Source organism: Bradyrhizobium sp. S69, from assembly GCF_009766005.1.
Taxonomy (GTDB): Bacteria; Pseudomonadota; Alphaproteobacteria; order Rhizobiales; family Xanthobacteraceae; genus Bradyrhizobium.
This window is the reverse complement of record NZ_LMUK01000036.1, coordinates 22,629-49,298: the sequence shown is the minus strand read 5'-3', so window position 1 is coordinate 49,298 and position 26,670 is coordinate 22,629. Positions and strand designations below refer to the sequence as shown.

The following is a 26,670-nucleotide window of genomic DNA, read 5'->3' as shown; positions in this document are numbered from 1 at the left end:
AGCTCCGACGAGGCGAGCGCTACCGTCAAGACTCGTCGCTCAAAGGGGTCAAAATTGGACGCCGATCCGGGGTCAAATTTGAACGCCGATTGACAAGGCTGTTTCGCAAAACAGGTCAGCGTGTGAGTGCCAGCCATTTGGAATGAACCGGTTAAGTTACTGCAATACAGACTATTTTGACTGCGGCCCTTGACGACAGGGAGAGTACAGCTGACGTTAAAAGCGTCGCCGGTTGTTTCTCGATCGCGCGGCCGCGTGGGGGCAGGCGGGCAACCATACCCGTACTGCCGGCGGTCATCCCCCAACGCGTAGGCCGTCGGCAGTGCGGGTGCCCGACGTGTCAGGTGAAAGCAAAGCAAAACGGCGCGCCGGTCGCCCGTGCTTTCCCAGCACAATCGCCGGGTCCAACGTCGTTTCGCGCGGAAGCTGGCGCTAAGACGACACGAGCGAAACCATCGGGGTCAAAGCCAGTAAAATCGGCCAAACCCTTACAGTGTGCAGCAATTCCGATAACGGACGCGGAAGTAGCCTTGTCCCTACATTGGGCTGCCGACATACTCGCCGATTTGGCGAAATCCGATACGGACGGGTGAATTTTCACCCGTCCGTACATTCGGGGAGACGCAATGGCAAGCCAAGTCAATCGCGAGCGCGCTATCGGTTATGGTCGCGTCAGTACGAGAAGGCAGGCCGCCAATATCACTAGCCTCAACGAGCAGGCTGAAAAAATTCAAGCATTTTGCGACACGCGCAATCGCGAGCTTGTGACGATCTTTGTTGATCCGGGTCTCTCCGGACGAACCGACCGTCGGCCGAAATTCAAAGAGATGATACAGTTTGCGTGCGATCCGAAGAACTGCATTCGTGAAGTCATTGTCTATAATTTTTCGCGGTACTTCCGAAATCCTCAAATGTATCTTCAGTATAAGAATCAGTTGAAGGCTGCGGGCGTACGACTCTTGTCTGCCACGCAGGAGATTCCTGCTGGGCCAACCGGAGAACTTCTCGAAACAATTCTTTGCGCATTTGACGGCCATGCCTCCGAGGTGAACGCCGAAGTTGTCCGCGACGTGATGTGTGCGAATGCTGAAGACGGCTTTTTCAACGGGTCAAGCCCCCCATACGGTCACAAGACCGAGGTGGTTGCCGTGCTAAGAAAAAAGGAAAAGAAGAAGCTCGTCCTCGACGATAAAGAAGCGGCAATCGTAAGGTTGATTTTTCGCTTATGTCTCGGTCAACAGGACGGGCTCGGCGAGCTAGGCATCAAGGCAATCGCGAGTTATCTCAACAAGAACGGCTATCGCCGTCGTGGCCATCTCTTTTACACTGCAAGCATCGAACGCATTTTGAAATCCGAAACATGTATTGGCATCCGTTATTTCAATCGGGTTGACAGCCGAACACGAAAGCCGCGACCGCGCTCCGAATGGATTGAGATAAAAGTACCTGCCATCATTGATCGCGATACTTTTGCTGCCGCGCAACGAACCCTCAAACGACGGCGGCCATCTGAAACGCCCGCGCGCATTACAAACGGTCCAACCTTACTCGCAGGCTTGGCCGTCTGCGGGCGTTGTGGCGCTGGAATGCAACTTCGAACCGGTAAGTCTGGCCAATACCGTTACCTCACCTGCAGCGGTCAAGCCAACAAGGGCAAGATTGCCTGCGAAGGCCAGTCAATCCGGATGGAAAAAGCCGATGAACTTGTGTTAAGCGCCGTTGAAGGTCGAGTATTCGAGCCCGCGAGACTATCGGCGCTGATCGGCAAGATGGCCACTATGTCGGCCGGACAACGCGACGGGATAGCTGACCAACTGCATCATCACCGCAACGCCCTTCAAGACGCCACCAAACGGTTGGCGAGAATCTATGACGCGATCGAGGACGGCTTTTCAGATCACAACGACAAGCTACTTCGGGAGCGGGTTGACAGTCTTCGGCTTCAGCGAATGGAGCATGAAAACGCTCTTGCGAAACTTAGCGCCCGCAAACACGCGACCGCGATTACTCTGACCCCGGAAAAGCTGGCAAGATTTTCGGACGCCATGAGGTTGCGTCTACGCACCGCCGATCCGGGCTTTCGGCGTGCGTGGCTGCGCCTATTCGTTGCCGAGGTTTGTATCGGACCCGACCGAATCCGTCTTGCAGGCCCGGATGATGCAATCTTCGGCTTGATTGAACAGCACGAAAACTTGCCCGCAATGGTGCCCAACATTGACCGGAACTGGCGCGCCCGAAGAGATTCGAACTCCTGACCCCTAGATTCGTAGTCTAGTGCTCTATCCAGCTGAGCTACGGGCGCGTTTTTCGCTAGGCATCCTGGGCTTGAGGGCCCGGTCGCATTCCGAACGGGTCCGGAAAGGCCGCGAAAGAGCGCCTTAGCTACCCGCTCCGGCCCCGATTGGCAAGGTCCGCGACGCGGTATCACCCCATCGATTTGCCATCCATTTGCGATGGTAAATTGGCGGAAAATCCGCCAAACGCCGCGATCGAGCCGGCTTTACGCCCGCGCCCGCTCGTTGCGGATGCTGAGCAGTTCCACCGGCCGGTCCGGTATCGCGATCCGGAAGGTGGCCCCGATGGTGCCTTCGACAAGGTGGATGTTACCGCCATGGGCGCGGACCAGCTCGGCGGCGATCGCAAGCCCAAGCCCGCTGCCGCCGGGCCTTCCTGAGGTCTGGAACGCCTCGAACAGGTGATCGCGGGCCTTGGCCGGCACGCCGGGGCCGGTATCGGAAACCTCGACGATCGCCACCGTGCCCTCGCGGCGGCCGGTGATCCGGATCTGCTGGGTCGCCACATCGCTCTTGGGATGGTTTTCCAGCGCCTGGGCGGCGTTGCGCACCAGATTGAGCAATACGCGAAACAGCTGGTCGGGGTCGGCGTCGATGGTCAGGCCGCGTTCGATCGCGCTGATCCAGCTGATCGAGACATCCGACCCGAGCCCTGCCGATTCGCGGACCTCGATCACGACCGGCTCGATCAGGATCATCCGGCGATCGGGTGCGGCCTCCTGGGCGCGGCCGTAGGACAATGTCGACTGGCAGAACGCGATGGCGCGTTCCAGTGAACGCATCAGCTTCGGCGCGAAGCGCTGCACCCGCGGATCGGGCACGCTGGCAAGCTGATCCGACAACAGCTGCGAGGACGCCAGCAGATTGCGCAAATCGTGGTTGATCTTGGAGACGGCGAGGCCGAGCGCCGCCAGCCGGCTCTTTTGATGCAGCATCGACACCAGATCGCGCTGCATGTCGGACAATTCGCGTTCGGCTACGCCGATCTCGTCGCCGCGCTGACTGGGAACGATGATCCGCGCCGAGCTTTCCGGGTTGGCGTGGAAGCCGACCAGATTGGCGGTCAGCCGCCGCATCGGCCGCACGAACAGATAATGCAGCGCCAGATACACCAGGGCCGCGGTGAGAATCGCGATGATCAGCGAAACCCACAACAGGTTGCGGGAGAAGCGGTACATCGACGCCCGCAATGGCGCTTCGTCGACCACCGTCTCGATGAACTGCGCGCCATTGGACGCGGGCCCGACCAACCGTATCGTCTGGTTTCCGGTCTCAAGCATGATCTCGAACGAATCCACGATCGCCGACCACACCGTCAGGGTTCGCATATCGACATCATGATCGATCGCCGCCGGCAGATCGGCGCTGGCCAGGAGCCGGCGCTGGTGCCCCATCTTGATGGCCACCGCACGGGCGCCGATGCTGCTCAGGATCTGCCGCGCCAACGAATCCGGCACCATGCCGGAAGGCGCGGCATCCAGCACCAGGGCCGCGGTGTTCGCCGCCGCCAGCCGGTCGTTGAGCCGGTTCATCCGGAAATTGGCGATCGCGGGCACATAGATCAGGACTTCCGCGATCATCACCAGCGGAATGGTCAACAGCAGCAGCTTGCCGGACAGACCGAGCCGGTACGCCGGCTTCGGCCGCGGCATTGCCGTGGTCGACTGTTCTTCGGTGACTGCCACTCGGTCTGCCTTCGGCTAGCCTGATCCCGACGATGCAATTTGCTCAGGACTCGGTCAAATTACACTTCGATAACGTCAAATATTCCGCACTTAGGCGCGCGTGCCGGACAATTCTCAAGACTCAAACGAAAAAACCCCGGCGCGCTTATTATATTCGCGATATTCGCGCCAAAAATGCGCCATTTCAACGAACCGCGGGTTGCGTCCGGGCGCCTCAAATCCGACCGCCTGCCACTCCGGCCACGGAACCCGGCCGGTCCGCAGTTGCGAATATACCAGAACCCCCTGATTCCAGTGCGATTTTAGTCTAGAATCTGTCTCAAGGACCGCTGTGGCGGCAAGCGCTACCGGGCTTGCCGGTGTCGCTTCGGCCTGATTGACGAAAACCAGTCGCTCGCTTATAAGCCGCGCCAACTGTCCGCGATGGCCCGGTTAACCGGGGCGGCTCATTTGGGCCGGAAGCGGCTTATTTGGGCCGAAAAGGCTCATTTTGGGCTAACCAGCATCACCGGATTTATCTCAATACCTCAATTCGTGGCAAACTTGCCCGGTCAGCGGAGTACTACCCGTGAAGCGGACTTATCAACCCAGCAAACTGGTGCGCAAGCGCCGTCACGGCTTCCGCGCCCGCCTTGCGACGACCGGCGGCCGTAAGGTTCTGGCCGCGCGTCGCGCCCGAGGCCGTAAGCGTCTGAGCGCCTAACCCGGGCTTCCCGGAGAACTCATCATGGATCGGCTAAGGCAGCGGGCGGACTTCCTCGCCGTTGCCGATGGCGTGCGCGTCAACAGCGCTGCCTTTGTGGTGCAAAGCCGCCGCCGCGACGATAACGGCCCGGTCCGGGTCGGCTTCACGGTGACCAAAAAGAACGGCACCGCGACCGAGCGCAACCGCATCCGGCGCAGGCTTCGCGAACTGGTGAAGCGGCTCGACATCATATCAATGCGACCGCACAGTGATTATGTGCTAGTCGGCCGTCGTGCGGCCCTGGGCCGCGACTTTGCGACCATGCTCGACGATCTCCGCTCGGCGCTCCATCGCCTCGACCGGCAGCCCACAAACGCACGGCACAAGCCGCGGCCAGACCCGAATGACGAGACCTTGAAACGATGACCGACAACCGCAACACCATCCTTGCCGTCATTCTGTCCGGGCTCGTGCTGATCGCCTGGCAGTATTTCTACAACATGCCGCAGATGGAAAAGCGCCGCGCCGCCGAACAGGCGCAGAGCGAGCTGGTGAAGCCGGCGCCGCAGCCGGGTAATGCCGCCACAGCCCAGGGCGGGCCTGCGTCGACGCCGTCGCCCGATGCCAATCCGACCGCGACCAGCCAGTCTTCTTCGGCAGCCCCGGTGGTCAGCCGCGAAGCCGCGATTGCCGCCTCGCCGCGCATCAAGATCGATACGCCGCGCCTGATCGGCAGCATTGCGCTGAAGGGCGCGCGGATCGACGATCTGTCGCTGGTGCAATTCCGCGAGACCGTGGATCCTTCTTCGCCCGCGATCGTGCTGTATTCGCCTTCCAATACCGCCGAGCCTTATTACGCCGAATTCGGTTGGGTTCCCGCCTCGGGCGCCAACGTCAAACTGCCCGACCGCGACACCGTGTGGCAGCAGGAAGGCGCCGGCGCGCTGACGCCGACCACGCCGATCACGCTGAAATACGACAATGGCGACGGCCTCACCTTCCACCGCACCATCGCGATCGACGACCGCTATCTGTTCACGATCAAGGACGATGTCAGCAATGTCGGCAATGCGCCGGTCACGCTGTATCCATTCGCGCTGATCTCGCGGCACGGCACCCCGAAGGTCTCGGGCTATTACATCCTGCATGAAGGCCTGATCGGCTATCTCGGCGATCAGGGCTTGCAGGAATATGCCTACAAGAAAATCGACGACGCCAAATCGGTGAACTTCAAGGTCACCAACGGCTGGCTCGGCATCACCGACAAATACTGGGCCTCGGCGCTGTTGCCCGACAACACCGCGCAATTGAATGCGCGCTACTCGTCCACCCTGGTCGGCACCTCGCATAATTACCAGACCGACTATCTAGAGGATGCGCAGACCATCGCCATCGGCGGCACCGGCAGTGCCAGTGCGCGGCTGTTCGCCGGCACCAAGGAAGCCAGCGTCGTCGGCATCAATTTCCCGTTCAGCGGTTTCGGCGGCTACACCAAGCAGCTCGACCTCAACCATTTCGACCTCTTGATCGACTGGGGCTGGTTCTACTTCATCACCAAGCCGATGTTCCTGGCGCTCGACTTCTTCTATCATCTGGTCGGCAATTTCGGCATCGCGATCCTGCTGGTGACAGTGCTGGTGAAGCTGTTGTTCTTCCCGCTGGCCAACAAATCCTACGCGTCGATGGCGAAGATGAAATCGGTGCAGCCGCAACTGGCCGCGCTGAAGGAGCGCTATCCCGACGACAAGATGAAACAGCAGCAGGAGATGATGGAAATCTACAAGAAGGAGAAGATCAACCCGATCGCCGGTTGTCTTCCCGTCGCCTTGCAGATTCCGGTGTTCTTCTCGCTCTACAAGGTGTTGTTCGTCACCATCGAAATGCGGCACGCGCCGTTCTTCGGCTGGATCAAGGACCTGTCGGCGCCGGACCCGACCAATCTGTTCACGCTGTTCGGCCTGTTCAATTACGATCCGACGACGTTGCCGGTGTTCGGACACTATCTCGCGCTCGGCATCTGGCCGATGATCATGGGCGTCACGATGTGGTTCCAGATGAAGCTCAATCCGACGCCGCCGGATCCGACCCAGCAGATGATCTTTACCTGGATGCCGCTGATCTTCACCTTCATGCTGGCGGGTTTCCCGGCGGGTCTCGTGATCTACTGGGCCTGGAACAACACCCTGTCGGTGCTGCAACAGAGCTTCATCATGCGCCGCAACGGAGTGAAGGTGGAACTGTTCGACAATATCAGGTCGACGTTCGGACCCAAGAAAAAAGCAGAATCGAAAGCCTGACGAGTAGCTCGCAGGAGCGCTGAAGTCTCCAGATCGTCATGCCCGGGCTAAAGCGCGAAGCGCGTCTTCGCGCAGATGTCCCGGGCATCCACGTCTTTGGAGTTGCCGAATAGAAAGACGTGGATGGCCGGGACAAGCCCGGCCATGACGAGAACCGAAAGACCTTCGCATGACCGCCAACACCGATGCGAAGCTGATCGAACAGGGGCGAAAACTGTTCGCCGGCGAGTGGCAGTTCTTCTGGGCCTCGCCATCGGTCGAGACCCTGCCGCCGATGGCCGGCATGGAGGTCGCGTTCGCCGGCCGCTCCAATGTCGGTAAATCGAGCCTGATCAATGCGCTGACCGGACGCAACGCGCTGGCGCGCACCTCGCATACGCCGGGCCGCACCCAGGAATTGATCTTCTTCGAAGGTCCCGACAAGGAAGGGCTGCGGCTGGTCGACATGCCCGGCTACGGATACGCCTCGGCGCCCAAGGTCAAGATCGCGTCCTGGACCGCGCTGATTCACAAATTCCTGCAAGGCCGCGCCAGCCTGGCGCGGGTCTATGTGCTGGTCGATGCAAGGCATGGCCTGAAAGATGTCGATCTCGACGTGCTCAAGACGCTGGATAAATCCGCCGTCAGCTATCAGCTCGTGCTCACCAAGGCCGACCAGGTGAAGCCCAGCGAGTTGGAACAGACGCTGGCCGCCACCATCACGGCGCTGGCCAAGCATCCCGCCGCCTTTCCGGTCGTGCTGGTGACCTCGTCGCGCACCGGTGCCGGGATGCCGGAACTGCGCGCGGCGATGATACGCCTGCTCGGCGAGCGCAGCCGATGATCGGATCTCGTTCGTTGCGCATTCTGATCATTCTGGCCGCCATCATGGGCGCCGACGGCGTCATCCTGGCGGCCGCTTCGGCGCACCAGCCCGACGCGACGCGGCTGGCGTCGGCATCCTCGATGCTGCTGTTCCATGCGTTGGCCGTGCTCGCGGTGGTGGCGCTGACCGAGCGCGGCATGCTCCATGTCCGGATCGGGATCGCAGCGGCCTCGGGCTTCGTCGTCGCCGCCATTCTGTTCGCCGGCGACCTGACCTTGCGGCAATATGCCGGCCACAGCCTGTTTCCGATGGCCGCCCCAACCGGCGGCACGCTGCTGATCGTGAGCTGGATCGTGCTGGCCGTGGCCGCGGCGTGGCCGCAGCGGAGCTGAGAGCCTGTAGCCCGGATGAGCGGAGCGATATCCGGATCTCTCGCGTCAAATCCCGAATATCGCTCCGCTCATCCGGGCTACAGGGGAGCGAACAGCGCTTTGCGCGGTGCCCGGCAATCGGATAGAACCCGCCCCATCGTTCCGATCGCGAGACCCCCTTCATGACCGACGCTGCTCATATCAGTCCGCTCGATCAGGCCCGCATCCTGTCCGAGGCATTGCCTCACATGCAGGAATATGACGAAGAAACCATCGTCATCAAGTATGGCGGCCATGCGATGGGCGCCGAAGACCTCGCCAAGGCGTTCGCGCGCGATATCGTGTTGCTGGAGCAGACCGCGATCAATCCGGTGGTGGTGCATGGCGGCGGACCGCAGATCGCAACCATGCTGAAGCGGCTCGGCATCCAGTCGGAATTCGCCGCAGGCTTGCGCATCACCGACGCCGCGACCATCGAGATCGTCGAAATGGTGCTGGCGGGCTCGATCAACAAGCAACTGGTCGGCTACATCAACGAGGCCGGCGGCAAGGCTGTCGGGCTGTGCGGCAAGGACGGCAACATGGTGACGGCGTCGAAGGCGACGCGCACCATGGTCGATCCGGATTCGCATATCGAAAAGGTCATCGATCTCGGCTTCGTCGGTGAACCCGATAAGGTCGACCTGACCCTGTTGAACCAGTTGATCGGCTATGAACTGATCCCGGTACTGGCGCCGCTAGCGACCTCGAAAACAGGACAGACCTTCAACGTCAACGCCGACACCTTCGCCGGCGCCGTCGCAGGCGCGCTCAAGGCCAAACGGCTGTTGCTGTTGACCGACGTTCCCGGCGTGCTCGACAAGTCGAAGAAACTGATTCCGGAACTGTCGGTCAAGGACGCCCGCAAGCTGATCGCTGACGGCACGATTTCCGGCGGCATGATTCCCAAGGTCGAGACCTGCATCTATTCGCTCGAGCAGGGCGTGCAGGGCGTGGTCATCATCGACGGCAAGACGCCGCATGCGGTGCTGCTCGAATTGTTCACCAACCAGGGCACGGGTACGCTGATTCACAAGTGATAACGCACCACCATCCTTCGTCATGGCCGGGCACAGTAGTCTGCCTGGCGCAGACTACGTACACTTGTCTGCGCTCCCGGCCATCCACGTCTTTCTTGCATCCGCGCAAGCAAGACGTGGATGCCCGGCAGAAGGCCGGGCATGACGAACTTGTCAGCGCGCGACACACCTTCTCAATCCTGCTCGCCCTGCCCGCTGCCATCATCTCCTTTCTTCTCTCTGCCGCGCCGGCCCATGCCGACCTGAAACTCTGCAATCACATGAGCTATGTGATCGAAGCCGCGATCGGCATCGACGACAAGGCCGCGACCGCGACGCGCGGCTGGTTTCGTATCGACCCCGCGGCCTGCCGCGTCGTGGTCCAGGGCACGCTGACCGCGGATCGGATCCTGCTCAATGCCCGCGCGCTTCCGGTCTATGGCTCCTCGCCGATCCCGCAAAACGGCGGTGACACGCTATGCATCGCGCCGGACAATTTTGTCATCGCCGCGGCGCGACAGTGCCGCGCCGGGCAAACGCCGGCGCCGTTCACCCAGATCACGCCGACGGCGACCGACGACGGCAATCTGGTGGCGTATCTCGCCGAAGACAGCGACTATGACGACGAGCAGGCACGGCTCGCCGCGATCCAGCGGCTGCTGGTGATCGCAGGCTATGACGCGGCCCCGATCGACGGCGTCGACGGCCCGAAAACCCAAACCGCGCTGGCGGCATTTCTCAAAAGCCGGGGGCTTGCGTCCGACATCGTGCAGTCGCCGAATTTCTTCGCAACCATGATCGAAGCGGTGCAGGCGCCCTCCCCCAACGGCCTGACCTGGTGCAACGATACCCCGCACAAGGTGATGGCCGCGGTCGCCACCGACGACGGCAAGACCGTGACCAGCCGCGGCTGGTATCATATCGATCCCGGCAAATGCCTGCATCCCGATGTCACCGGCCAGCCGAAGCAGATTTTCAGTTTTGCCGAAGCGGTCGATGCCGATAACCGCAGCATCAAGCTCAACGACAAGCCGCTGAACTGGGGCGGCGCCAAACAGCTTTGCACCCGCGAAAGCAAGTTCGAGATCAACGAACAGAGCGACTGCGGCAGCCGCGGCCTCGCGGTATCCGGATTTGCCCCCGTCGATATGTCGAGCGGCGGCAAGACGCTGCGCTTTGCGATGCCGTGATTTTTTCGTCGTCCCCGCCTAGCGCGCAATTGCGCGTCAGGGGCGGGGACCCATAACCCCTAGACTGAATTCAGAGCACCAATGCCGGCAACAAACACATCTAACATCTGCCGCGCCTTTCACGATCGACACGGCGTATGGGTCCCGGCCTTCGCCGGGACGACAACTTCATCGGATGCGGCGCAATGACAACAACACCCCGCAGCTTCGCCCATGTCGACACCTGGGTGTTCGATCTCGACAACACGCTGTATCCACATCACGTCAATCTGTGGCAGCAGGTCGACGCGCGGATCGGCGAATTCATCAGCGCCTATTTGAAAATATCGGCGGAACAGGCCCGCGTGATCCAGAAGGATTATTACCGCCGCTACGGCACCTCGATGCGCGGCATGATGACCGAGCATGGCGTGCGCGCCGACGACTATCTGAGCTACGTGCACCGGATCGATCACTCGCCGCTGCAACCGAACCCCGCGATGGGGACGGCGATCGCCAAACTGCCCGGACGCAAGCTGATCCTGACCAACGGCTCGGTCGATCACGCCAATGCGGTGTTGCAGCGGCTCGGTTTTGGTCACCATTTCGAGGCGATTTTCGACATCGTCGCCGCCGAGCTCGAACCAAAGCCGGCGCCGCAGACCTATCAGAAATTTTTAGGCCTCCACCGGGTCGACCCGACGACCTCGGCGATGTTCGAGGATCTCGCGCGCAACCTCGTGGTGCCGCACCAGCTCGGCATGACCACGGTGCTGGTGGTACCCGACGGCGCTGAGGAAGTGGTGCGCGAAGACTGGGAACTGGAAGGCCGCGGCGAAGCCTATGTCGATCATGTCACGGATGATCTGACGGGGTTTTTGCAGAAGCTGCCGTAGAATTGGGGCAAGCCCGCCCAAACAGCTCGGCCGTCATACCCCGCGAAAGCGGGGTATCCAGTATTCCGCGAAGTCCGAAGGTGCACTCTGGCGTCGCGGAATACTGGATCATCCGCCTGCGCGGATGATGACGCCGCAACGGGGTCGGACGACGGCGAGGAAGCCTTGACTCCGCCCGCTCGAATCCCGACAAAAGCCTCCTAAATCGCCACCGCCATACCCCGTTGCCTCCAAGGAAACCTTCATGTCGCTCGCCTCCCTCGAATCCACCGTCAACGCCGCGTTCGATGCCCGGGATGGGATCTCGACCGCCACCAAAGGCGAGGTCCGCGAGGCCGTGGATCATGCGCTGGAGCTGCTCGACAGTGGTACCGCGCGGGTCGCCGAACGCGAGGCCAACGGCAAGTGGAAAGTCCATCAATGGCTGAAGAAGGCGGTGCTGCTGTCGTTCCGCCTCAACGACATGAGCGCCATTCCCGGCGGTCCCGGACAGGCGTCGTGGTGGGACAAGGTGCCCTCGAAATTCGCCGGCTGGGGCGAGAATCGTTTTCGCGACGCCGGCTTTCGCGCGGTGCCCGGCGCGATCGTGCGCCGCTCGGCCTTCATCGCCAAGAACGTCGTGCTGATGCCGTCCTTCGTCAACCTCGGCGCCTATGTCGATGAATCGACCATGATCGACACCTGGTCGACGGTCGGCTCCTGCGCGCAGATCGGCAAGCGCGTGCATATTTCCGGCGGCGTCGGCATCGGCGGCGTGCTGGAGCCGTTGCAGGCCGAACCCGTGATCGTCGAGGACGATTGCTTTATCGGCGCGCGCTCGGAGGTCGCCGAAGGCGTCATCGTGCGCAAGGGCGCGGTGCTGGCGATGGGCGTGTTCCTTGGCGCCTCCACCAAGATCATCGACCGCGACACCGGCGAAATTTTTATTGGCGAGGTCCCGGAATATGCCGTGGTGGTGCCCGGCACGTCGCCGGCCAAGCCGCTGAAGAACGGCCAGCCCGGCCCCGCCGTCGCCTGCGCCGTGATCGTCAAGCGCGTCGACGAACGCACCCGCGCCAAGACCAGCATTAACGAGTTGCTGCGGGATTAAGTTCAACTCGGGTCCTTTCGAACCCGGGGACCTTTCGAACCCAAGAGCCCTTCGCGCGACCAATCTACCGGACCACGGGCCTCGCTCGGCGGTCCGGAGGCCAGCGATGGATTCGATCGTTTCCAAGACGTTTCTGTTCAGCTTTCAAGGACGCATTAACCGCGCCAAATACTGGTACGCGCTGCTTGCAAGTACGATTTCCTGCCTGGTTTTGCTGTCGATATTGTCGTCTGCCGTCGGCGGGTTCTTCGGTGTCGGTGTCGAGTCAGTCAGCCTCGACTTCGAGGACATCCTCCGTCATTTCCCGTCGCTTCCTTTCCACGTCAGTTTTGGCAATGCCGGCCCAACGTCGGCCGCGGCTCTATCGTTCTACGTGCTCGGAACTCCGATCTTCATCGTCGGCGTCTGGTTCCTGGCGGCCACCACGGTCAAGCGACTGCACGATCGCAACAAAAGCGGATGGTGGATTGTCCCGTTCTACATTGCTCCTCCCTTGCTCGGGAGGCTTTGGGACTGGCTCGATAACCCGGATTTGCTGCTTCTCGTCGAAGCGCTCAGATACGGCCTCGACGTTTGGTGCATTGTCGAACTGTTCTGCCTGAGCGGGGCGAAGGCGCCCAACCGATTCGGACCCGATCCGCTGGCGCCGGTCGAGACCGGCACACCCGACAAGCGCCCGGGCTGGGACCAGCACAGCGAGCTGGAATTTGTGCCGCATAGCGCTGGCCCATCGCCGGGGCCTCATGTTAATCCGACAGCATGAATGACGCTGTTTCCATTACCCGCGACCTGATCCGCTGCCCGTCGGTGACGCCGGCCGACGCCGGTGCGCTCGATGTGCTCGAAAATATCCTCAAAGCCTCAGGCTTCGAGATCCATCGGGTCACCTTCAGCGAACCCGGCACCGCCGACGTCGATAATCTCTATGCCCGTATCGGTACGTCGGCGCCGCACATCACCTTTGCCGGGCATACCGACGTGGTGCCGCCGGGCGATGAGGCCGCCTGGAGCCATGGCGCGTTCTCAGGCGAGATCAAGGACGGTTTTGTCTACGGCCGCGGCGCCGTGGACATGAAAGGCGGCATCGCCTGCAGCGTCGCCGCGGTGCTGGAATATCTCGCCGCCAATGATGGCAAGCCTAGAGGATCGATCTCGTTCCTGATCACCGGCGACGAGGAAGCAATCTCGGTCAACGGTACCGTCAAGCTGTTGCCGTGGGTCGCGGCGCGCGGCGAGAGCTTCGATCATTGCGTGCTCGGCGAGCCCAGCAATGTCGAGGAACTCGGCGACTGCATCAAGATCGGCCGGCGCGGCTCGCTGTCGGGCACGCTTTATGTCGATGGCCTGCAAGGCCACGTCGCCTATCCGCATCGCGCGGCCAATCCCGTGCCGGATATTTCGCGTTTGGTGGTGGCGCTGAGCGACGAGCCGCTCGACCACGGCAGCGCCCAGTTCCAGCCCTCGAACCTCGAATTCACCTCGATCGATGTCGGCAACACCGCGAGCAACGTGATCCCCGGCCAGGCCCGCGCAAAGTTCAACATTCGCTTCAACGACAATCATACCCAGGAGACGCTACGCGCGCTGGTCGAGGCGCGCTTGACCAAAGCCTGTGGCAACCGGATCCGGGCCCGGATCGAATGGGAGTACTCCAACTCCAACGTGTTCGTGACCAAGCCCGGCCCCTTCACCGATCTCGCGGTCAGCGCGATCGAGCAAATCACCGGGCGCAAACCCGAACTCTCGACCTCCGGCGGCACCTCGGACGCGCGCTTCATCTCGAGCTACTGCCCGGTGATCGAATTCGGCCTGGTCGGCCAGACCATGCACCAGATCGACGAGCGCACCCCGGTGTCGGATCTGGAGAAGCTGACCAAGATCTATCGCGGCGTGCTGGATCGATATTTTGGGTGACTGCGTCACTTCGACCGCGGGGCGCCAGACACAAAATCGCGAAAACAACCCCATGCAAAGTAAGGATGGGGGCCCTAGAGCCTTTTCGGTTCTGATGGAATCAGAACCGGGCTCTAGGCTCTTGTTTTGACGCGTTTTCTTGACGCGAACCGGTATCCACTTCGCTCGAAAACGCCCTAGTAATCCACGCGCACCAGATATAGCCCATCCGGCGGCGCGACCGGACCGCAGGCGGCGCGGCTTTTGGCGGCCAATGCTGCAGCGAGATCGTCGGCGCTCCAGCGGCCCTCGCCGACCCAGACCAGCGATCCCACGATCGAACGCACCTGGCTGTGCAGGAACGAGCGCGCCGACGTGATGATATCAACCTCGTCGCCGTTGCGGATCACGTCGAGCTGCTCGAGCGTCTTCTCCGGCGACTTCGCCTGGCATTCGGTATCGCGAAAGGTCGTGAAATCATGCTTGCCGACCAGCCGTTGCGCGGCCTGGTGCATCGCATCGGTATCGAGCGGGCGCGGCAGGCGCCAGACATGGCCGATGTCGATCGCGAGATTGGCGCGGCGATTGCTGATGCGATAGCGATAATGGCGTTTCCTGGCCGAGAACCGCGCCTCGAACGTATCAGGCACGATGTCCGCCGACAGCACGCCGATCGGATGCGGCCGCAAGTGAGCGTTGAGGCCGTCGCGAAAGCGGCCCGGCACAAAGTGTTTTTCGATGTCGCAATGCGCGACCTGCGCCAGCGCATGCACGCCGGCATCGGTGCGACCGGCGCCGTGCACGCGGACCTGTTCGCCGCAGATCGCTTTCACCGCGTTCTCCAGCGCGCCCTGCACCGAGGCGCCATTGTCCTGCAACTGCCAGCCACAGAACGGCGCGCCATCATACTCGATGATGAGCTTGTAGCGAGGCATCAGGCGAACCGCAGCGGCGGCTTGAGCGGCATGCCGCGGAGGAAATCCCCGGCCTTCATCGGCGCCTTGCCGGCGCGCTGCAATTCGAGAATCCGGATCGCGCCCTCAGCACAGGCGACCACGAGATGTTCGTCGAGCAGATCGCCCGGCTGACCTGAACGCGCCACCTTTTCGCAGCGCAGGATTTTGATCCGCGCAGACTGACCGTCGAGCGCGATCTCGGCCCACGCGCCGGGAAACGGCGACAGCCCGTGGATGTGGCGCAGCACCGCATGCGCCGGCCTGTTCCAGTCGATCCGCGCCTCGGCCTTGTCGATCTTGGCGGCGTAGGTCACGCCGTCGTCGCTTTGTCTGGTGAGCTGCAATTTGCCGCGCTCCAGCGCGCCCATCGCCCGCACCATTAAATCAGCCCCGAGCGGCGCCAGCGCATCGTGCAGATCGGCCGCCGTCATCGCATCTGATATCGCGATGCGCTCGGCCATGGCGACGTCGCCGGTATCGAGGCCGACGTCCATCTTCATCACCATCACGCCGCTCTCGGTATCCTCGGCCATGATGGCACGGTTGATCGGCGCGGCGCCGCGCCAGCGCGGCAGCAGCGAACCGTGCAGATTAAAGCAGCCCAGCGGCGGCGCATCGAGAATGGCTTTGGGCAGGATCATGCCGTAGGCGACGACCACAGCGGCATCCGCCTGATGCGCCTGCAATGTTTCGAGCGCTTCCGGCGTCTTCAAGGTCGAAGGCGTCAGGACAGGGATGCCGAGCCGCTCGGCCTCTTGCGCCACCGGCGTCGGCTGCAACTTCATGCCGCGCCCGGCGGGTTTTGCCGCGCGGCTATATACCGCCGCGATCTCATGGCCATGGGCCACAAGCTCCAGCAGCGTCGGCACCGCGAAATCGGGCGTGCCCATGAAGATCAAGCGGAGTGGCATGTGCGCAGAAAACTCCTTTAACCGACCCCAAGATAGCGAGCGTCATCCTGAGGTGCGAGCCCTTGCGAGCCTCGAAGGATGTGCAGGAAGAAAGAACGTAACCTGCGTCTGCCGTCGCCCTTCGAGGCTTCGGCGCCAAGAGGCGCCTTCGCACCTCAGGGTGACGGCGCGTCGTTCGTGCAAGGCCGGGTCTTACTCCACCGCGCGTTGCTTGGCGGCTTTTGCAAACTTCTTCAGCACGCGGTCGCGCTTCAGCTTCGACAGATAGTCCACGAACAACACGCCGTTGAGATGGTCGATCTCGTGCTGGATACAGGTGGCGAACAGGCCCTCGGCGTCTTCCTCATGCACTTTGCCGTCGAGATCGGTGAAGCGCACGCGCACTTTGGCCGGCCGCTCGACCTCCTCGTAATATTCCGGGATCGAGAGGCAGCCTTCCTCGTAGACCGACAGCTCTTCCGAGGACGAGACGATCTCCGGGTTGATGAACACCCGCGGCCGCGGCGTGGTCTCGCCGTCTTCGTCCCTTTTGGCGAGGTCCATGGTGATCAGCCGCAACGGCTGCGCGACCTGGATCGCCGCAAGCCCGATGCCGGGCGCGTCGTACATGCTCTCGAACATGTCGTCGGCGAGCTTGCGGATCTCCGTCGTCACCTTCTCGACGGGCTTGGAGACGAGCCGCAACTGCTTGTCCGGCAGGATGATGATTTCTCGGATGGCCATGATGATATCTGTAAGTACCTCGGCGGGCGATTTAAGCCGCTGATCTGCCGGGGTCAATCGCCGTTGGCCCGCGTTAACGCTTCGCTAACCATGAAATTTAAGGCGGCGTTAACCATGAAAATTAGTGTTTGATTAACCATAAATGTTCCCTCTTCGTTCGTGTTCAAGCGCGAATCGGCTACAAGGGCGCCATGAACGAGATCCTTTTCATCCTCGGCGACTGGCCGATTCGCGTCAGCACGGCACTCACCGGCTTCGCCGCGCTGGCCCTGCTGCTGTTATTGAGCATTGCCGTCGTGATTGCCCGGTCCGGCCGCCGCGGCGCCGAACTGGCGATGGCGCAGGCGATCCGCGCCGACGAGCTGGAGGAGCGCCTCGGCGAAATGCTACGTGCCCAGAGCGAGGCCACCGGACGAGTCGATGCGATGGGGCAGGCGCTCGCCGGCCGCCAGGCCGAAATGACGCGCGCGGTCAGCGAGCGACTGGATTCGGTCACCCACCGGGTCGGCCAGTCGATGGAAGCGACCACGCGCAACACCATGGACAGCTTGCGCGTGCTGCACGAGCGGCTCGGCATCATCGACAATGCGCACAAGAACCTCACCGATCTGACCTCGCAGGTCACCACCTTGCGCGACGTGCTCGCCAACAAGCAATCGCGTGGCGCCTTCGGCCAGGCGCGGATGGAAGCGATCGTCCAGGACGGCATGCCGAAAGGCTCCTACGAATTCCAGTTCACGCTATCGACCGGCAAGCGGCCGGATTGCGTGGTGTTCCTGCCGGATCAGCGCCCGCTCTGCATCGATGCGAAATTTCCGCTGGAAGCCGTGACCGCGCTGCACGACGCGCGCTCAGACGAGGAAAAGAAATTAGCCGCGCAACGGCTCCGTGGCGACGTGATGAAGCATGTCAGCGACATCGCCGAGAAGTATCTGGTTCCCGGCGAGACCCAGGATACCGCGCTGATGTTCGTGCCGTCGGAATCGGTCTATGCGGAGATTCACGACGGTTTCGACGACGTGGTGCAGAAAGCCTATCGGGCCCGCGTGGTGCTGGTGTCGCCGTCGCTGCTGATGCTGGCGATCCAGGTGATGCAGCAGATCCTGAAAGACGCGCGGATGCGCGACGCCGCCGACCAGATCCGCACCGAAGTGCTCAACCTCGGCGACGATCTCGGCCGCCTGCGTGACCGCGTGCTGAAATTGCAAAACCATTTCGGACAGGCCAACGAGGATGTCCGGCAGATCCTGATCTCCGCCGACAAGATCGAAAAGCGCGCCGGACGGATCGAGGAGCTGGATTTCTCCAAAAGCGACGCTCCCGCGGAAGCCCCGCGCATCGCCAAGCCCGCCGCGCCCGAGCTATTCCCGCTGCCGCGCAAGCTGCAGGCCGGGGAGTAATATACCGCCGTCATCGCCCGGCGCTCTTTCCCTTCTCCCCTTGTGGGAGAAGGTGGATCGACGCCGCGAAGCGGCGGCGAGACGGATGAGGGGTCGCGGCGTATCAATACCCCTCACCCGTCTCGCACCTGACGGTGCGATCCACCCTCTCCCACAAGGGGAGAGGGGAAGAAGCGCGAATCTGCTAGCCTTGCCGGATGAACACCTCGCCCGATCATCCGCCCCAAAAGCCAACCTCACCCCAGCCCCCCACCTCCTGGCGCGACAGCTTCGCGGTCTACCTGCAGCGGCGGGTGCTGATCGTGTTGCTGCTCGGGTTCTCGTCGGGGCTGCCGCTGGCGCTGTCGGGGTCGACGCTGCTGGTGTGGATGACGGAATCCGGCGTCGACCTGCGCACCATCGGGCTGTTCGCGCTGGTCGGCACGCCCTACACGTTGAAATTCCTGTGGGCGCCTCTGGTCGACGCGATCCACGTGCCGCTGTTCACGCGCGCCTTCGGCCGCCGCCGCGGCTGGCTGTTGTTCTCGCAACTGTTGCTGATCATAGCCATCCTGTTGCTGGCGCTGACCGACCCGGCGCGCTCGCCTCTGTTCGTGGCGCTCGGCGCGCTGCTGGTGGCGGCGACCTCCTCGACGCAGGACATCGTGGTCGATGCCTTCAGGGTCGAGAGCCTGCCTGAGAGCGAGCAGGCCGCCGGAATGGCATCCTATGTCGCGGCCTACCGCATCGGCATGCTGGTCTCGACCGCGGGCGCGCTGTTCATCGTCACCGGATTTGAGAGCGGCGGCCTGCCGCGCCCACAGGCCTGGATGTGGGGTTATGTCGTAATGGCCGCGATGGTGCTGATCGGCACCGTCACCGCCCTGGTCGCCACCGAGCCCGAGCAATCGGCGCGCGCGGAGGCCGCGACCGGCAGCGAGACCGCGTTCGCGCGGGTGCTGCATGCGGCGACCGGCGCGTTCTCCGAATTCCTCGGCCGCCCGCATGCCTGGGCGGCGCTGGCCTTCGTGGTGCTGTTCAAGTTCACCGATGCGTTTTCCGGCACCATGACCGCGCCGTTCGTGATCGATCTCGGCTTCACCCGCAACGACTATGCCGCGATCGTCAAGGGCGTCGGATTGGCCGCGACCTTGATCGGCGGCTTTGCCGGCGGCTTCGTCGCACGGCGCTATTCGCTGGCCGCGAGCCTGTGGATCGGCGGCGTGCTGCAGGCGGTCGCCAATTTGTCGTTCTCGTGGCTGGCGCTGTCAGGCGTCAACGAATGGGCACTGGCCTTTGCCATCACGATGGAGAATTTCACCAGCGCCATCGGCACCGTGATCTTCGTCGCCTATCTGTCGGCGCTGTGCCGCAATCCGCTGCACACCGCAACCCAATACGCGCTGCTCACGGCGCTCGCCGCGGTGGGGCGAACGTATCTGTCATCGGGCGCGGGCTATGTTGCGCAGGCGACCGGCTGGCCGCTGTTCTTCGCGGTCTGCGTGCTGGTCGCGATCCCCAGCCTGATCCTGCTATCATGGCTGCAGCGGCGCGGACATTTTGACGCGTTGGGGCCAGTGAAGGTTTGATCGGCGCCGGCAATCAAATTCAGCTGTCATCATCCGGCCTTGTGCGCAATTGCGCACTGGGACCGGATGATCCAGTATTCCAGAGCGTTGTTTTTCAATCGAAGCGCTCTGGAATACTGGGCCACCCGCTTTCGCGGGTGGTGACGTCAGCAACGGCGGGACGGTATCGCCTTAGCGCTTCGTCACCACGCTCCATTTGGTGACCACGGCATCGCTCATCTGACCGGCTTCCTGGGAACAGGCGACCTCATCGACCTTGAGCGAGACTTCCTTGCCGATGAAATTCTTCAACTGCGCCACCTGTGCCTCGTTGTTGGTGACGATCTGAAAGGTCTCCGGGCCGGTTTCCAGCCCGCACAGCCCATTCGCCGTCGCCAGCCGGCGCGGCTCGCTGGTCACCTGATAGGTGGCGACGCGTTTGCCCAATTTGCCGGCGCGGACTTTCATGGCGTTGAGTTCACCCGACAGCACATCTCCGGCATTGATCAGCTTGGCGGCCTTCGGCGCCGGTTCAGCCTGCGGCTCCAGGTCTCCCGGTGCCGAGCGGGCAGCGGGCGCGGCCAACACCACGAGCATCGCCACACCAAAGCTCAAGCGTTTGCCGAATCGTCGTTTCGTCATGTCGGTTTGTCCGTGATTGATGGTTAGAACAGCGTCCGCTGCCGCATCGCGGCGGACAGCGTGCCTTCGTCGAGATAATCAAGTTCACCGCCGACCGGCACGCCATGGGCGAGCCGGGTGATCTTGACGTTGGCTTCCTGCAATAGGTCGGTGATGTAATGCGCGGTGGTCTGGCCGTCCACCGTCGCATTCAGCGCCAGGATGATTTCGCTAACGCGTGGGTCATGCGCCCGCGCCACCAGCGCCTCGATGGTGAGGTCCTGCGGGCCGACGCCATCGAGCGGCGACAGCGTGGCACCCAGCACATGGTAGGCGCCATTGGTCGCATGCGCGCGCTCCAGCGCCCACAGGTCGGCGACGTCGGCGACCACCACGATGATCGAGCCGTCGCGCCGCGGGTCGGTGCACACCGTGCAGGGATTTTGCGTGTCGATATTGCCGCAAATCTTGCAGACCTGGATTTTTTCGATCGCGACCTGCAGCGCGCCGGCGAGCGGCGTCATCAGCGCCTCGCGCTTCTTGATCAAATGCAGCGCCGCGCGCCGCGCCGAGCGCGGGCCAAGCCCGGGCAGCCGCGCCAGCAGCTGGATCAAGCGTTCGATTTCGGGACCGGCAACCGCAGCAGGCATGTCGTCAGCCGAGTCCCAATCCGGGCGGCAATCCGAGGCCGCCGGTCAGGCTCGACATTTTCTCCTGCACCGCGGCTTCCGCCTTGCGCCGCGCGTCATTATGCGCGGTGACCAGGAGATCCTCGAGGATCTCTATCTCATCGGCCTTGATCAGCGACGGGTCGATCTTCACCGCCTTGACTTCCATCTTCGCGGTCATGCGCACGGCGACCAGGCCGCCGCCGGAGATGCCCTCGACCTCGACATGGCCGAGCTCTTCCTGCATCGCCTGCATCTTCGATTGCAGTTGCGCCGCCTGTTTCATCATGCCGAGAAAATCAGCCATCGGATATTCCTCTTGCCTCTCGAAAATATCTATTCGTCGTCGTTGTCGGGGCTCTCGGTGGGATCGTCGACGCCGGCATCGGATTCCGGCGGCTCGGGCGCAAGCCGGCGCACCTCGACGACTTTGGCGCCGGGAAACCGCGCGAGCACTTCCTTGACCCGCGGATCGGATTCAGCGGCGCGTTCCCGCTGATTCTTCTCGACCTCGCTCTGCGAGCGCAGCGTCGGCTGTCCCGGTTCGTTGGATACGATCACGGTCCAGCGCCGGCCGGTCCATTGCTCCAGCTTACGCGAGAGCTCGTTGATCAGCGTACGCTGGGCATTGCGCTCCAGCGCGACCTCCAGCCGCCCGTCCTCGATGCGAACCAGGCGGACATCAGCCTCCAGCGCCATCTTGGTCATCACGTCGCGCTTCTCGCCCGCCAGCGCCACCAATTGGGGAAAGCTCGAAATCCGCAGCGCGGGTGCCGCTTGCGCGACGGAGGCGACCTCTTGCGCGGGCGCGATGATTTGCGGGCGCGCGGAGGCTTCGGCGCCGGCGCGCGGGGGGCTCGAGGATCGTATCGGCGACGGCTGTGAGGCGATCGAGGCAACCGTCGATGCCGGCGCGCCGCGCGGCGCAGCACTCGATGCGATCACCGGTGAGGCGTCGCCGTTCTGCGCGAGCATCCGGATCGCCTCATCCGGCGTCGGCATGTCCGCGACATAGGCAATGCGGACCAGAACCATTTCGGCGGCCGCGGCCGGCCGCGTCGCGGCCTGCACCTCAGCGATGCCCTTCAAGAGCATCTGCCACATCCGCGACAACACCCGCATCGACAATTTTGCCGCGAAGTCGCGGGCGCGCAGCCGCTCGGTCTCGCCGAACGCGACATTGTCCGCGGTCGCCGGCACGATCTTGACCCGGGTAACGAAATTGACGAATTCGGCCAAATCGCTCAGCACCACGATCGGATCGGCGCCGGTATCATATTGATCGCGGAATTCCTTGAAGGCGCTCGCGATGTCGCCGCGCGCCAGCGACTCGAACAGGTCGATCACCCGGGTGCGGTCGGCCAATCCCAGCATCTGCCGCACCGCATCGGCGCGCACCGGGCCCGCCGCATGCGCGATCGCCTGATCGAACAGCGACAGCGAATCACGCACCGAGCCCTCGGCGGCGCGGGCGACGATGCCGAGCGCCTCGGGCTCGACCTCGACGTTTTCCTTGGCCGCGATATTGGCCAGATGTTTCATCAGCACGTCGGCCTCGACCCGGCGCAGGTCAAAGCGCTGGCAACGCGACAGCACCGTCACCGGAACCTTGCGAATTTCCGTGGTGGCGAACACGAACTTGGCATGTTCCGGCGGCTCTTCCAGCGTCTTCAGGAAGGCGTTGAAGGCCGCGGTCGACAGCATGTGGACTTCGTCGATGATGTAGACCTTGTAGCGCGCACTGGCCGGCGCATAGCGCACGCTGTCATTGATCTGGCGCACGTCGTCGACGCCGGTGTGGGACGCGGCGTCCATCTCCAGCACGTCCATGTGCCGGCTTTCCATGATCGCTTGGCAGTGGACGCCCGGCACCGGCATATGAATGGTCGGCCCTTTCACGGAACCGTCCGGCAATTCGTAATTCAGCGCCCGGGCGAGGATCCGCGCCGTGGTGGTTTTGCCGACGCCGCGCACCCCGGTCAGGATCCAGGCCTGCGGAATCCGCCCGGTCTCGAACGCATTGGAAACGGTGCGGACCACGGCGTCCTGGCCGATCAGATCCTCGAAACTGGAGGGGCGGTATTTGCGCGCCAGCACCCGATAGGGCTTGCCCACCTCCGGCGGTCCACCGAGATCGAAACCACCCTGATGGGTGCTGTCGTCGGACGGCGCGGTGGACATGTCGGCGGAAGGTTGGGTCGGCTTGCCAGCGTCGGTCATCGATCGATCCGCAATTGATTGTCACTCGAAGCCGGCTTGCGGACTAGCAGGAGAATCAAGCGCAGGACGGGCCACCCCTTTTTGGCGCGATTCGGCCGAAAAAACAGGCGAAAAACTGGTAGGAGACTGACGAGCGACCCGATCCGGACCTCGTTAGGGCTGCTTCCTTCCGGACCTGACCCGGTTGGCGAGTGGCTCGTCCACCGCCAATCTCCCGGCTCCTATTTGGGGCCAAAAGGGCCGGAAAGCAAGCGCCAGCCACGCGCTTTGCGGGGCTTGTGCAAAAACACGGAAAAGCATTACTTGCCCTGAAGCACGGTCTATGCCGGGCATCGAAGTCTTTTTGACCTCTTCTTTCAGGTCTTCTTTGAAGTCTTTTTTGACGTCGCAGGAATAGACATGCCCGACTCCGCTTGGTCGCTGAACTCACAGCTCAAAAAAGACACCATCGACATCGGCGACCTGCCGCTGAGCCGCGTGCTGGTGATCAAGGACGCACATTATCCCTGGCTGTTGCTGGTGCCGCGGCGGCCCGAAGTCAGCGAGATCATCGACCTCGACGAGGTCGAGCAGGCGCAATTGATGACCGAAATCAGCCGCGTCGGCCGCGCCCTGAAAGACATCACCAAATGCGACAAATTGAATATCGCAGCGCTCGGCAACGTGGTGCCGCAACTGCATGTCCACATCATCGCCCGGCGCACGAGCGATGTCGCCTGGCCGCGCCCGGTCTGGGGCGTGATGCCGCCGCTCGAACATGACGCCGAGGAAGTCCAGCACTTCATCAGCGCGCTTCGCCGTAAAATCTGGCTAGGGTAATCCATGACCGCATTCGATTCATTTCCGCTGGGCCAGCCGGCCTTCGTCACCCATGTGCTCGATCGCGCCGCCCATTTGCGTACCGACGACGCCAAGCTGCTGGCGCTGGAAGGCAAGCCCGATACGCGCGCCTATGTGCTGCATCGTGATTCGCTGGTGGTCGTCAGGGAAAACGGCAGCTCGCGCGCGCTCTTGACGATCGACGAGGCGCTCAAGCACGGCGCCAATCCCGGCACCATCTTTTTGGGCTTGCGCGAGGGGGCCGCGATCTTCGGCATGGGCATCGGCGCCCCCGCCGTGGAGAAGCTATTGACCCGCGACGACGTCGCGGTCAGCGAATTGCGCGGCATGGCGATGCAGGGCGTGGTGCCGGCCGACCAATTGTCGGCGATCGCGATGGCGAAATCGATGGTGAGCTGGCATCAGCGCCATGGCTATTGCGCCAATTGCGGCACCCGGACGGCGATGAAGCAGGGCGGCTGGAAGCGCGATTGCCCCAATTGCAAGGCCGAGCACTTTCCACGCACCGACCCCGTCGTGATCATGCTGGTGACATCAGGCGACAAGGTGCTGATGGGCCGGCAGAAGCAGTTCCTGCCCGGGATGTATTCGTGCCTCGCCGGTTTCGTCGAGGCGGCCGAAACCATCGAGGACGCGGTCCGCCGCGAAATCTTCGAGGAAAGCGGCATTCGCTGCACCGACGTGAATTACTACATGACGCAGCCCTGGCCCTACCCGTCATCGCTGATGATCGGTTGCACGGCGCGCGCCACCAACGAAGACATCATCGTCGATCATTCGGAACTGGAAGACGCGCGCTGGTTCGACCGCACGGAGGCCACCTTGATGATCAAGCGGCAGCATCCGGACGGACTGGCCGGGCCGCATCCGTTTGCCATTGCGCATCATCTGCTCGGACGATGGTTGCAGGCGGGGCCCGATAGCATTGCCTAGAGCGTTTTCAAGCGAAGTGGGCACCGGTTCGCGTCAAGAAAACGCGTCAAAACAAAAGTCTAAAAACCCGCCGCGTATCCTGTGCATTGGCATCCCGGTACGTGACCTGATCTTTCGGATCGAGGAACTGCCCGAGCGCGGCTTCAAGGTAAGCGCCAGCCATTTCGACCAGATCGGCGGCGGCAACGCGCTCAACGCGTCGATCGGTATCGTTCGCCTGGGCGGCCGGGCCTCGATCTGCGGGCCGATGGGCGACGCCGCCGAAACCTCGAGCCGGTATATTTTCGACAAGCTTGCCGAAGAGGGCATCGACACCAGGCACCTCGTGCACATGCCGGGCCTGGTGACGCCGATCTCGAACATCATGATCGACCCCAGCGGCGAGCGCACCGCGGTGACGTTCCGCGATCCGGAATTGTGGAAGGTCAGCCTGCCCGATGCCGACATATTGCTCGACGATTGCAGCGCCATCCTGACCGAAAGCCGCTGCGCCGAATTCTGCACGGATCTCTGCGCCGAGGCGCGCCGGCGCGGCATTCCCGTGGTGGTGGATGTCGATCGCACCATGTCGCTGCGGGAAGGCCTGTTGACCGCGTCATCGCATCTGGTGTTTTCCAGCGACGCCTTGCGGTCCACCGCCGGCATCGCCGACGACGGCGAGGCGCTGAAAAAAATTGCCAGGCTGACCCCCTCGTTCCTGGCGGGCACCCAGGGGCCGCAAGGCACGCTGTGGCTCGATGAAAACCAGAACCTGCAGCGCACACCCGCGTTCCCGGTGCATACCGTGGACACGCTGGGCGCCGGCGACGTGTTCCACGGCGCCTTCACGTTGGCGATCACCGAGAACCAGGAGCTTCGGCAAGCCCTGCGATTTGCCTCCGCCGCCGCGGCGCTGAAATGCACCCGGTTCGGCGGCGCTTATGCTGCACCGGAGCGCATTGAAGTTGAACAGCTTTTGGCCCAAGGCCAGACGGTCGATTCGGCGCCGCCGCCGCCATAATGGGCTTGTCCTAGAAGAATTTTCTATATATGAGTGTGATCTACCGCTCATATGGAACAAAGTTCTTCCCATGACCGACCTCGCCGTTCACGTCCTCGAGCCCAACCGCCGGCTCGACGCGATCGACCGCAAAATTCTCACCGTGCTGCAGGAAGACGCCTCGCTGTCGGTGGCCGAGATCGGCGACCGGGTCGGCCTGTCATCGACGCCATGCTGGAAGCGCATCCAACGGCTCGAGGCTGACGGCGTGATCCTGCGCCGGGTGGCGCTGGTCGACCAGAACAAGATCGGCCTCGGCATCTCGGTGTTCGTCTCGGTCGAGAGCGCCGATCATTCGGAGGCCTGGCTTCGAACCTTCGCCGACGCAGTCAGCGCCATGCCGGAGGTGATGGAATTCTACCGGATGGCCGGCGACGTCGATTACATGCTGCGCGTCGTGGTCGCGGACATGCAGAGCTACGACGTGTTCTACAAAAAGCTGATCAGCGCGGTGCCGCTGAAGAACGTGACGTCGCGTTTTGCGATGGAGAAGATCAAGTCGGTCACCGCGCTGCCGGTGCCGGCGGCGTAAAAGATAACCTCTCCTTCCCGCTAGACGGGAGGGAATG

At 62.6% G+C, this 26,670-nt stretch carries 26 protein-coding genes, 1 tRNA gene and 1 other RNA gene; 18 read left to right on the top strand and 10 right to left on the bottom strand.

Annotation, left to right across the window (positions count from 1 at the left end):
- The first annotated feature begins 626 nt into the window (after window positions 1-626).
- Window positions 627-2,255 carry a recombinase family protein gene (locus GSQ88_RS14430; RefSeq protein WP_159008420.1) on the top strand — a complete coding sequence of 543 codons (1,629 nt, stop codon included), beginning with the start codon at window positions 627-629 and terminating at the stop codon, window positions 2,253-2,255.
- Here GSQ88_RS14430 and GSQ88_RS14425 read toward each other — a convergent pair.
- Window positions 2,226-2,302 (bottom strand) — tRNA-Arg (locus GSQ88_RS14425). The two genes, GSQ88_RS14430 and GSQ88_RS14425, sit on opposite strands and share 30 nt — an antisense overlap.
- A 198-nt stretch (window positions 2,303-2,500) precedes the next feature.
- The gene (locus GSQ88_RS14420) at window positions 2,501-3,946 is read right to left on the bottom strand and encodes an ATP-binding protein (RefSeq protein ID WP_159008424.1); all 1,446 of its coding nucleotides are present in this window, start codon (window positions 3,944-3,946) and stop codon (window positions 2,501-2,503) included.
- A gap of 601 nt (window positions 3,947-4,547) precedes the next feature.
- Between GSQ88_RS14420 and rpmH the strand changes: the two genes are divergently transcribed.
- The 11 genes from rpmH (at window position 4,548) to dapE (ending at window position 14,264) form a co-directional block, all read left to right on the top strand.
- Window positions 4,548-4,682 (top strand): 50S ribosomal protein L34, encoded by a 135-nt coding sequence (rpmH, locus tag GSQ88_RS14415; protein WP_006609582.1) that lies wholly within the window; start codon window positions 4,548-4,550, stop codon window positions 4,680-4,682.
- Between the two features lie 24 nt (window positions 4,683-4,706).
- A complete protein-coding gene (gene rnpA, locus GSQ88_RS14410; RefSeq protein WP_159008419.1) occupies window positions 4,707-5,090 on the top strand; it encodes a ribonuclease P protein component in 384 nt (127 codons plus the stop codon).
- Window positions 5,087-6,961: a membrane protein insertase YidC gene (gene yidC, locus GSQ88_RS14405; RefSeq protein ID WP_159008418.1), complete on the top strand. Its 1,875-nt coding sequence runs from the start codon at window positions 5,087-5,089 to the stop codon at window positions 6,959-6,961. The genes rnpA and yidC overlap by 4 nt, the downstream gene beginning before the upstream one ends.
- Before the next feature lie 169 nt (window positions 6,962-7,130).
- Window positions 7,131-7,784, top strand: coding sequence for a ribosome biogenesis GTP-binding protein YihA/YsxC (yihA, locus tag GSQ88_RS14400; protein ID WP_159008417.1), 654 nt, complete (start codon window positions 7,131-7,133; stop codon window positions 7,782-7,784).
- Window positions 7,781-8,158: a DUF423 domain-containing protein gene (locus GSQ88_RS14395; protein ID WP_159008416.1), complete on the top strand. Its 378-nt coding sequence runs from the start codon at window positions 7,781-7,783 to the stop codon at window positions 8,156-8,158. Before yihA ends, GSQ88_RS14395 begins: the two co-directional genes overlap by 4 nt.
- Before the next feature lie 161 nt (window positions 8,159-8,319).
- Window positions 8,320-9,216, top strand: coding sequence for an acetylglutamate kinase (gene argB, locus GSQ88_RS14390; protein ID WP_159008415.1), 897 nt, complete (start codon window positions 8,320-8,322; stop codon window positions 9,214-9,216).
- A gap of 179 nt (window positions 9,217-9,395) precedes the next feature.
- On the top strand, window positions 9,396-10,385 hold the full coding sequence (locus tag GSQ88_RS14385; protein WP_246784801.1) for a DUF1036 domain-containing protein: 990 nt from the start codon (window positions 9,396-9,398) through the stop codon (window positions 10,383-10,385).
- Between the two features lie 185 nt (window positions 10,386-10,570).
- Window positions 10,571-11,260: a pyrimidine 5'-nucleotidase gene (locus tag GSQ88_RS14380; protein ID WP_159008414.1), complete on the top strand. Its 690-nt coding sequence runs from the start codon at window positions 10,571-10,573 to the stop codon at window positions 11,258-11,260.
- A gap of 244 nt (window positions 11,261-11,504) precedes the next feature.
- Window positions 11,505-12,350, top strand: a complete 846-nt coding sequence (gene dapD / locus GSQ88_RS14375) for a 2,3,4,5-tetrahydropyridine-2,6-dicarboxylate N-succinyltransferase (RefSeq protein WP_159008413.1) — start codon at window positions 11,505-11,507, stop codon at window positions 12,348-12,350.
- Between the two features lie 106 nt (window positions 12,351-12,456).
- On the top strand, window positions 12,457-13,113 hold the full coding sequence (locus GSQ88_RS14370) for a DUF805 domain-containing protein (RefSeq protein ID WP_159008412.1): 657 nt from the start codon (window positions 12,457-12,459) through the stop codon (window positions 13,111-13,113).
- Complete coding sequence (dapE, locus tag GSQ88_RS14365; RefSeq protein ID WP_159008411.1) at window positions 13,110-14,264, top strand: succinyl-diaminopimelate desuccinylase; 1,155 nt, start codon at window positions 13,110-13,112, stop codon at window positions 14,262-14,264. The genes GSQ88_RS14370 and dapE overlap by 4 nt, the downstream gene beginning before the upstream one ends.
- A gap of 176 nt (window positions 14,265-14,440) precedes the next feature.
- Here the strand turns inward: dapE and truA are convergent, their stop codons facing one another.
- The 3 genes from truA to def all read right to left on the bottom strand — a co-directional run bounded on the left by truA (window position 14,441) and on the right by def (window position 16,833).
- The gene (gene truA, locus GSQ88_RS14360; RefSeq protein ID WP_159008410.1) at window positions 14,441-15,178 is read right to left on the bottom strand and encodes a tRNA pseudouridine(38-40) synthase TruA; all 738 of its coding nucleotides are present in this window, start codon (window positions 15,176-15,178) and stop codon (window positions 14,441-14,443) included.
- Entirely contained in the window at window positions 15,178-16,110 is a 933-nt protein-coding gene (gene fmt, locus GSQ88_RS14355; RefSeq protein WP_159008409.1) for a methionyl-tRNA formyltransferase, read from the bottom strand. The genes truA and fmt overlap by 1 nt, the downstream gene beginning before the upstream one ends.
- A gap of 192 nt (window positions 16,111-16,302) precedes the next feature.
- On the bottom strand, window positions 16,303-16,833 hold the full coding sequence (gene def / locus GSQ88_RS14350) for a peptide deformylase (protein WP_159008408.1): 531 nt from the start codon (window positions 16,831-16,833) through the stop codon (window positions 16,303-16,305).
- Between the two features lie 191 nt (window positions 16,834-17,024).
- Between def and GSQ88_RS14345 the strand changes: the two genes are divergently transcribed.
- Window positions 17,025-18,233, top strand: coding sequence for a DNA recombination protein RmuC (locus tag GSQ88_RS14345; RefSeq protein WP_159008407.1), 1,209 nt, complete (start codon window positions 17,025-17,027; stop codon window positions 18,231-18,233).
- Between the two features lie 197 nt (window positions 18,234-18,430).
- A complete protein-coding gene (locus GSQ88_RS14340; RefSeq protein WP_159008406.1) occupies window positions 18,431-19,801 on the top strand; it encodes an AmpG family muropeptide MFS transporter in 1,371 nt (456 codons plus the stop codon).
- A gap of 171 nt (window positions 19,802-19,972) precedes the next feature.
- On the opposite strand, the gene GSQ88_RS14335 is transcribed toward GSQ88_RS14340, so the two are convergent.
- The 5 genes from GSQ88_RS14335 to ffs form a co-directional block, all read right to left on the bottom strand.
- Window positions 19,973-20,422 (bottom strand): hypothetical protein, encoded by a 450-nt coding sequence (locus tag GSQ88_RS14335; RefSeq protein WP_159008405.1) that lies wholly within the window; start codon window positions 20,420-20,422, stop codon window positions 19,973-19,975.
- A gap of 23 nt (window positions 20,423-20,445) precedes the next feature.
- Window positions 20,446-21,051 carry a recombination mediator RecR gene (recR, locus tag GSQ88_RS14330; protein ID WP_159008404.1) on the bottom strand — a complete coding sequence of 202 codons (606 nt, stop codon included), beginning with the start codon at window positions 21,049-21,051 and terminating at the stop codon, window positions 20,446-20,448.
- 4 nt (window positions 21,052-21,055) lie between these two features.
- Window positions 21,056-21,376 carry a YbaB/EbfC family nucleoid-associated protein gene (locus GSQ88_RS14325; RefSeq protein WP_159008403.1) on the bottom strand — a complete coding sequence of 107 codons (321 nt, stop codon included), beginning with the start codon at window positions 21,374-21,376 and terminating at the stop codon, window positions 21,056-21,058.
- Window positions 21,377-21,405: 29 nt separating this feature from the next.
- Window positions 21,406-23,289, bottom strand: a complete 1,884-nt coding sequence (locus GSQ88_RS14320) for a DNA polymerase III subunit gamma/tau (RefSeq protein ID WP_174248016.1) — start codon at window positions 23,287-23,289, stop codon at window positions 21,406-21,408.
- 118 nt (window positions 23,290-23,407) lie between these two features.
- Window positions 23,408-23,504: signal recognition particle sRNA small type (ffs, locus tag GSQ88_RS14315), an RNA gene on the bottom strand.
- Window positions 23,505-23,688: 184 nt separating this feature from the next.
- Between ffs and GSQ88_RS14310 the strand changes: the two genes are divergently transcribed.
- From GSQ88_RS14310 to GSQ88_RS14295, 4 genes are all read left to right on the top strand, one after another.
- The gene (locus GSQ88_RS14310; protein ID WP_159008402.1) at window positions 23,689-24,108 is read left to right on the top strand and encodes an HIT domain-containing protein; all 420 of its coding nucleotides are present in this window, start codon (window positions 23,689-23,691) and stop codon (window positions 24,106-24,108) included.
- A gap of 3 nt (window positions 24,109-24,111) precedes the next feature.
- Complete coding sequence (gene nudC / locus GSQ88_RS14305; RefSeq protein ID WP_159008401.1) at window positions 24,112-25,062, top strand: NAD(+) diphosphatase; 951 nt, start codon at window positions 24,112-24,114, stop codon at window positions 25,060-25,062.
- 16 nt (window positions 25,063-25,078) lie between these two features.
- Entirely contained in the window at window positions 25,079-26,062 is a 984-nt protein-coding gene (locus GSQ88_RS14300; RefSeq protein ID WP_159008400.1) for a sugar kinase, read from the top strand.
- Window positions 26,063-26,132: 70 nt separating this feature from the next.
- Window positions 26,133-26,633 (top strand): Lrp/AsnC family transcriptional regulator, encoded by a 501-nt coding sequence (locus tag GSQ88_RS14295; RefSeq protein ID WP_159008399.1) that lies wholly within the window; start codon window positions 26,133-26,135, stop codon window positions 26,631-26,633.
- Window positions 26,634-26,670: the final 37 nt, after the last annotated feature.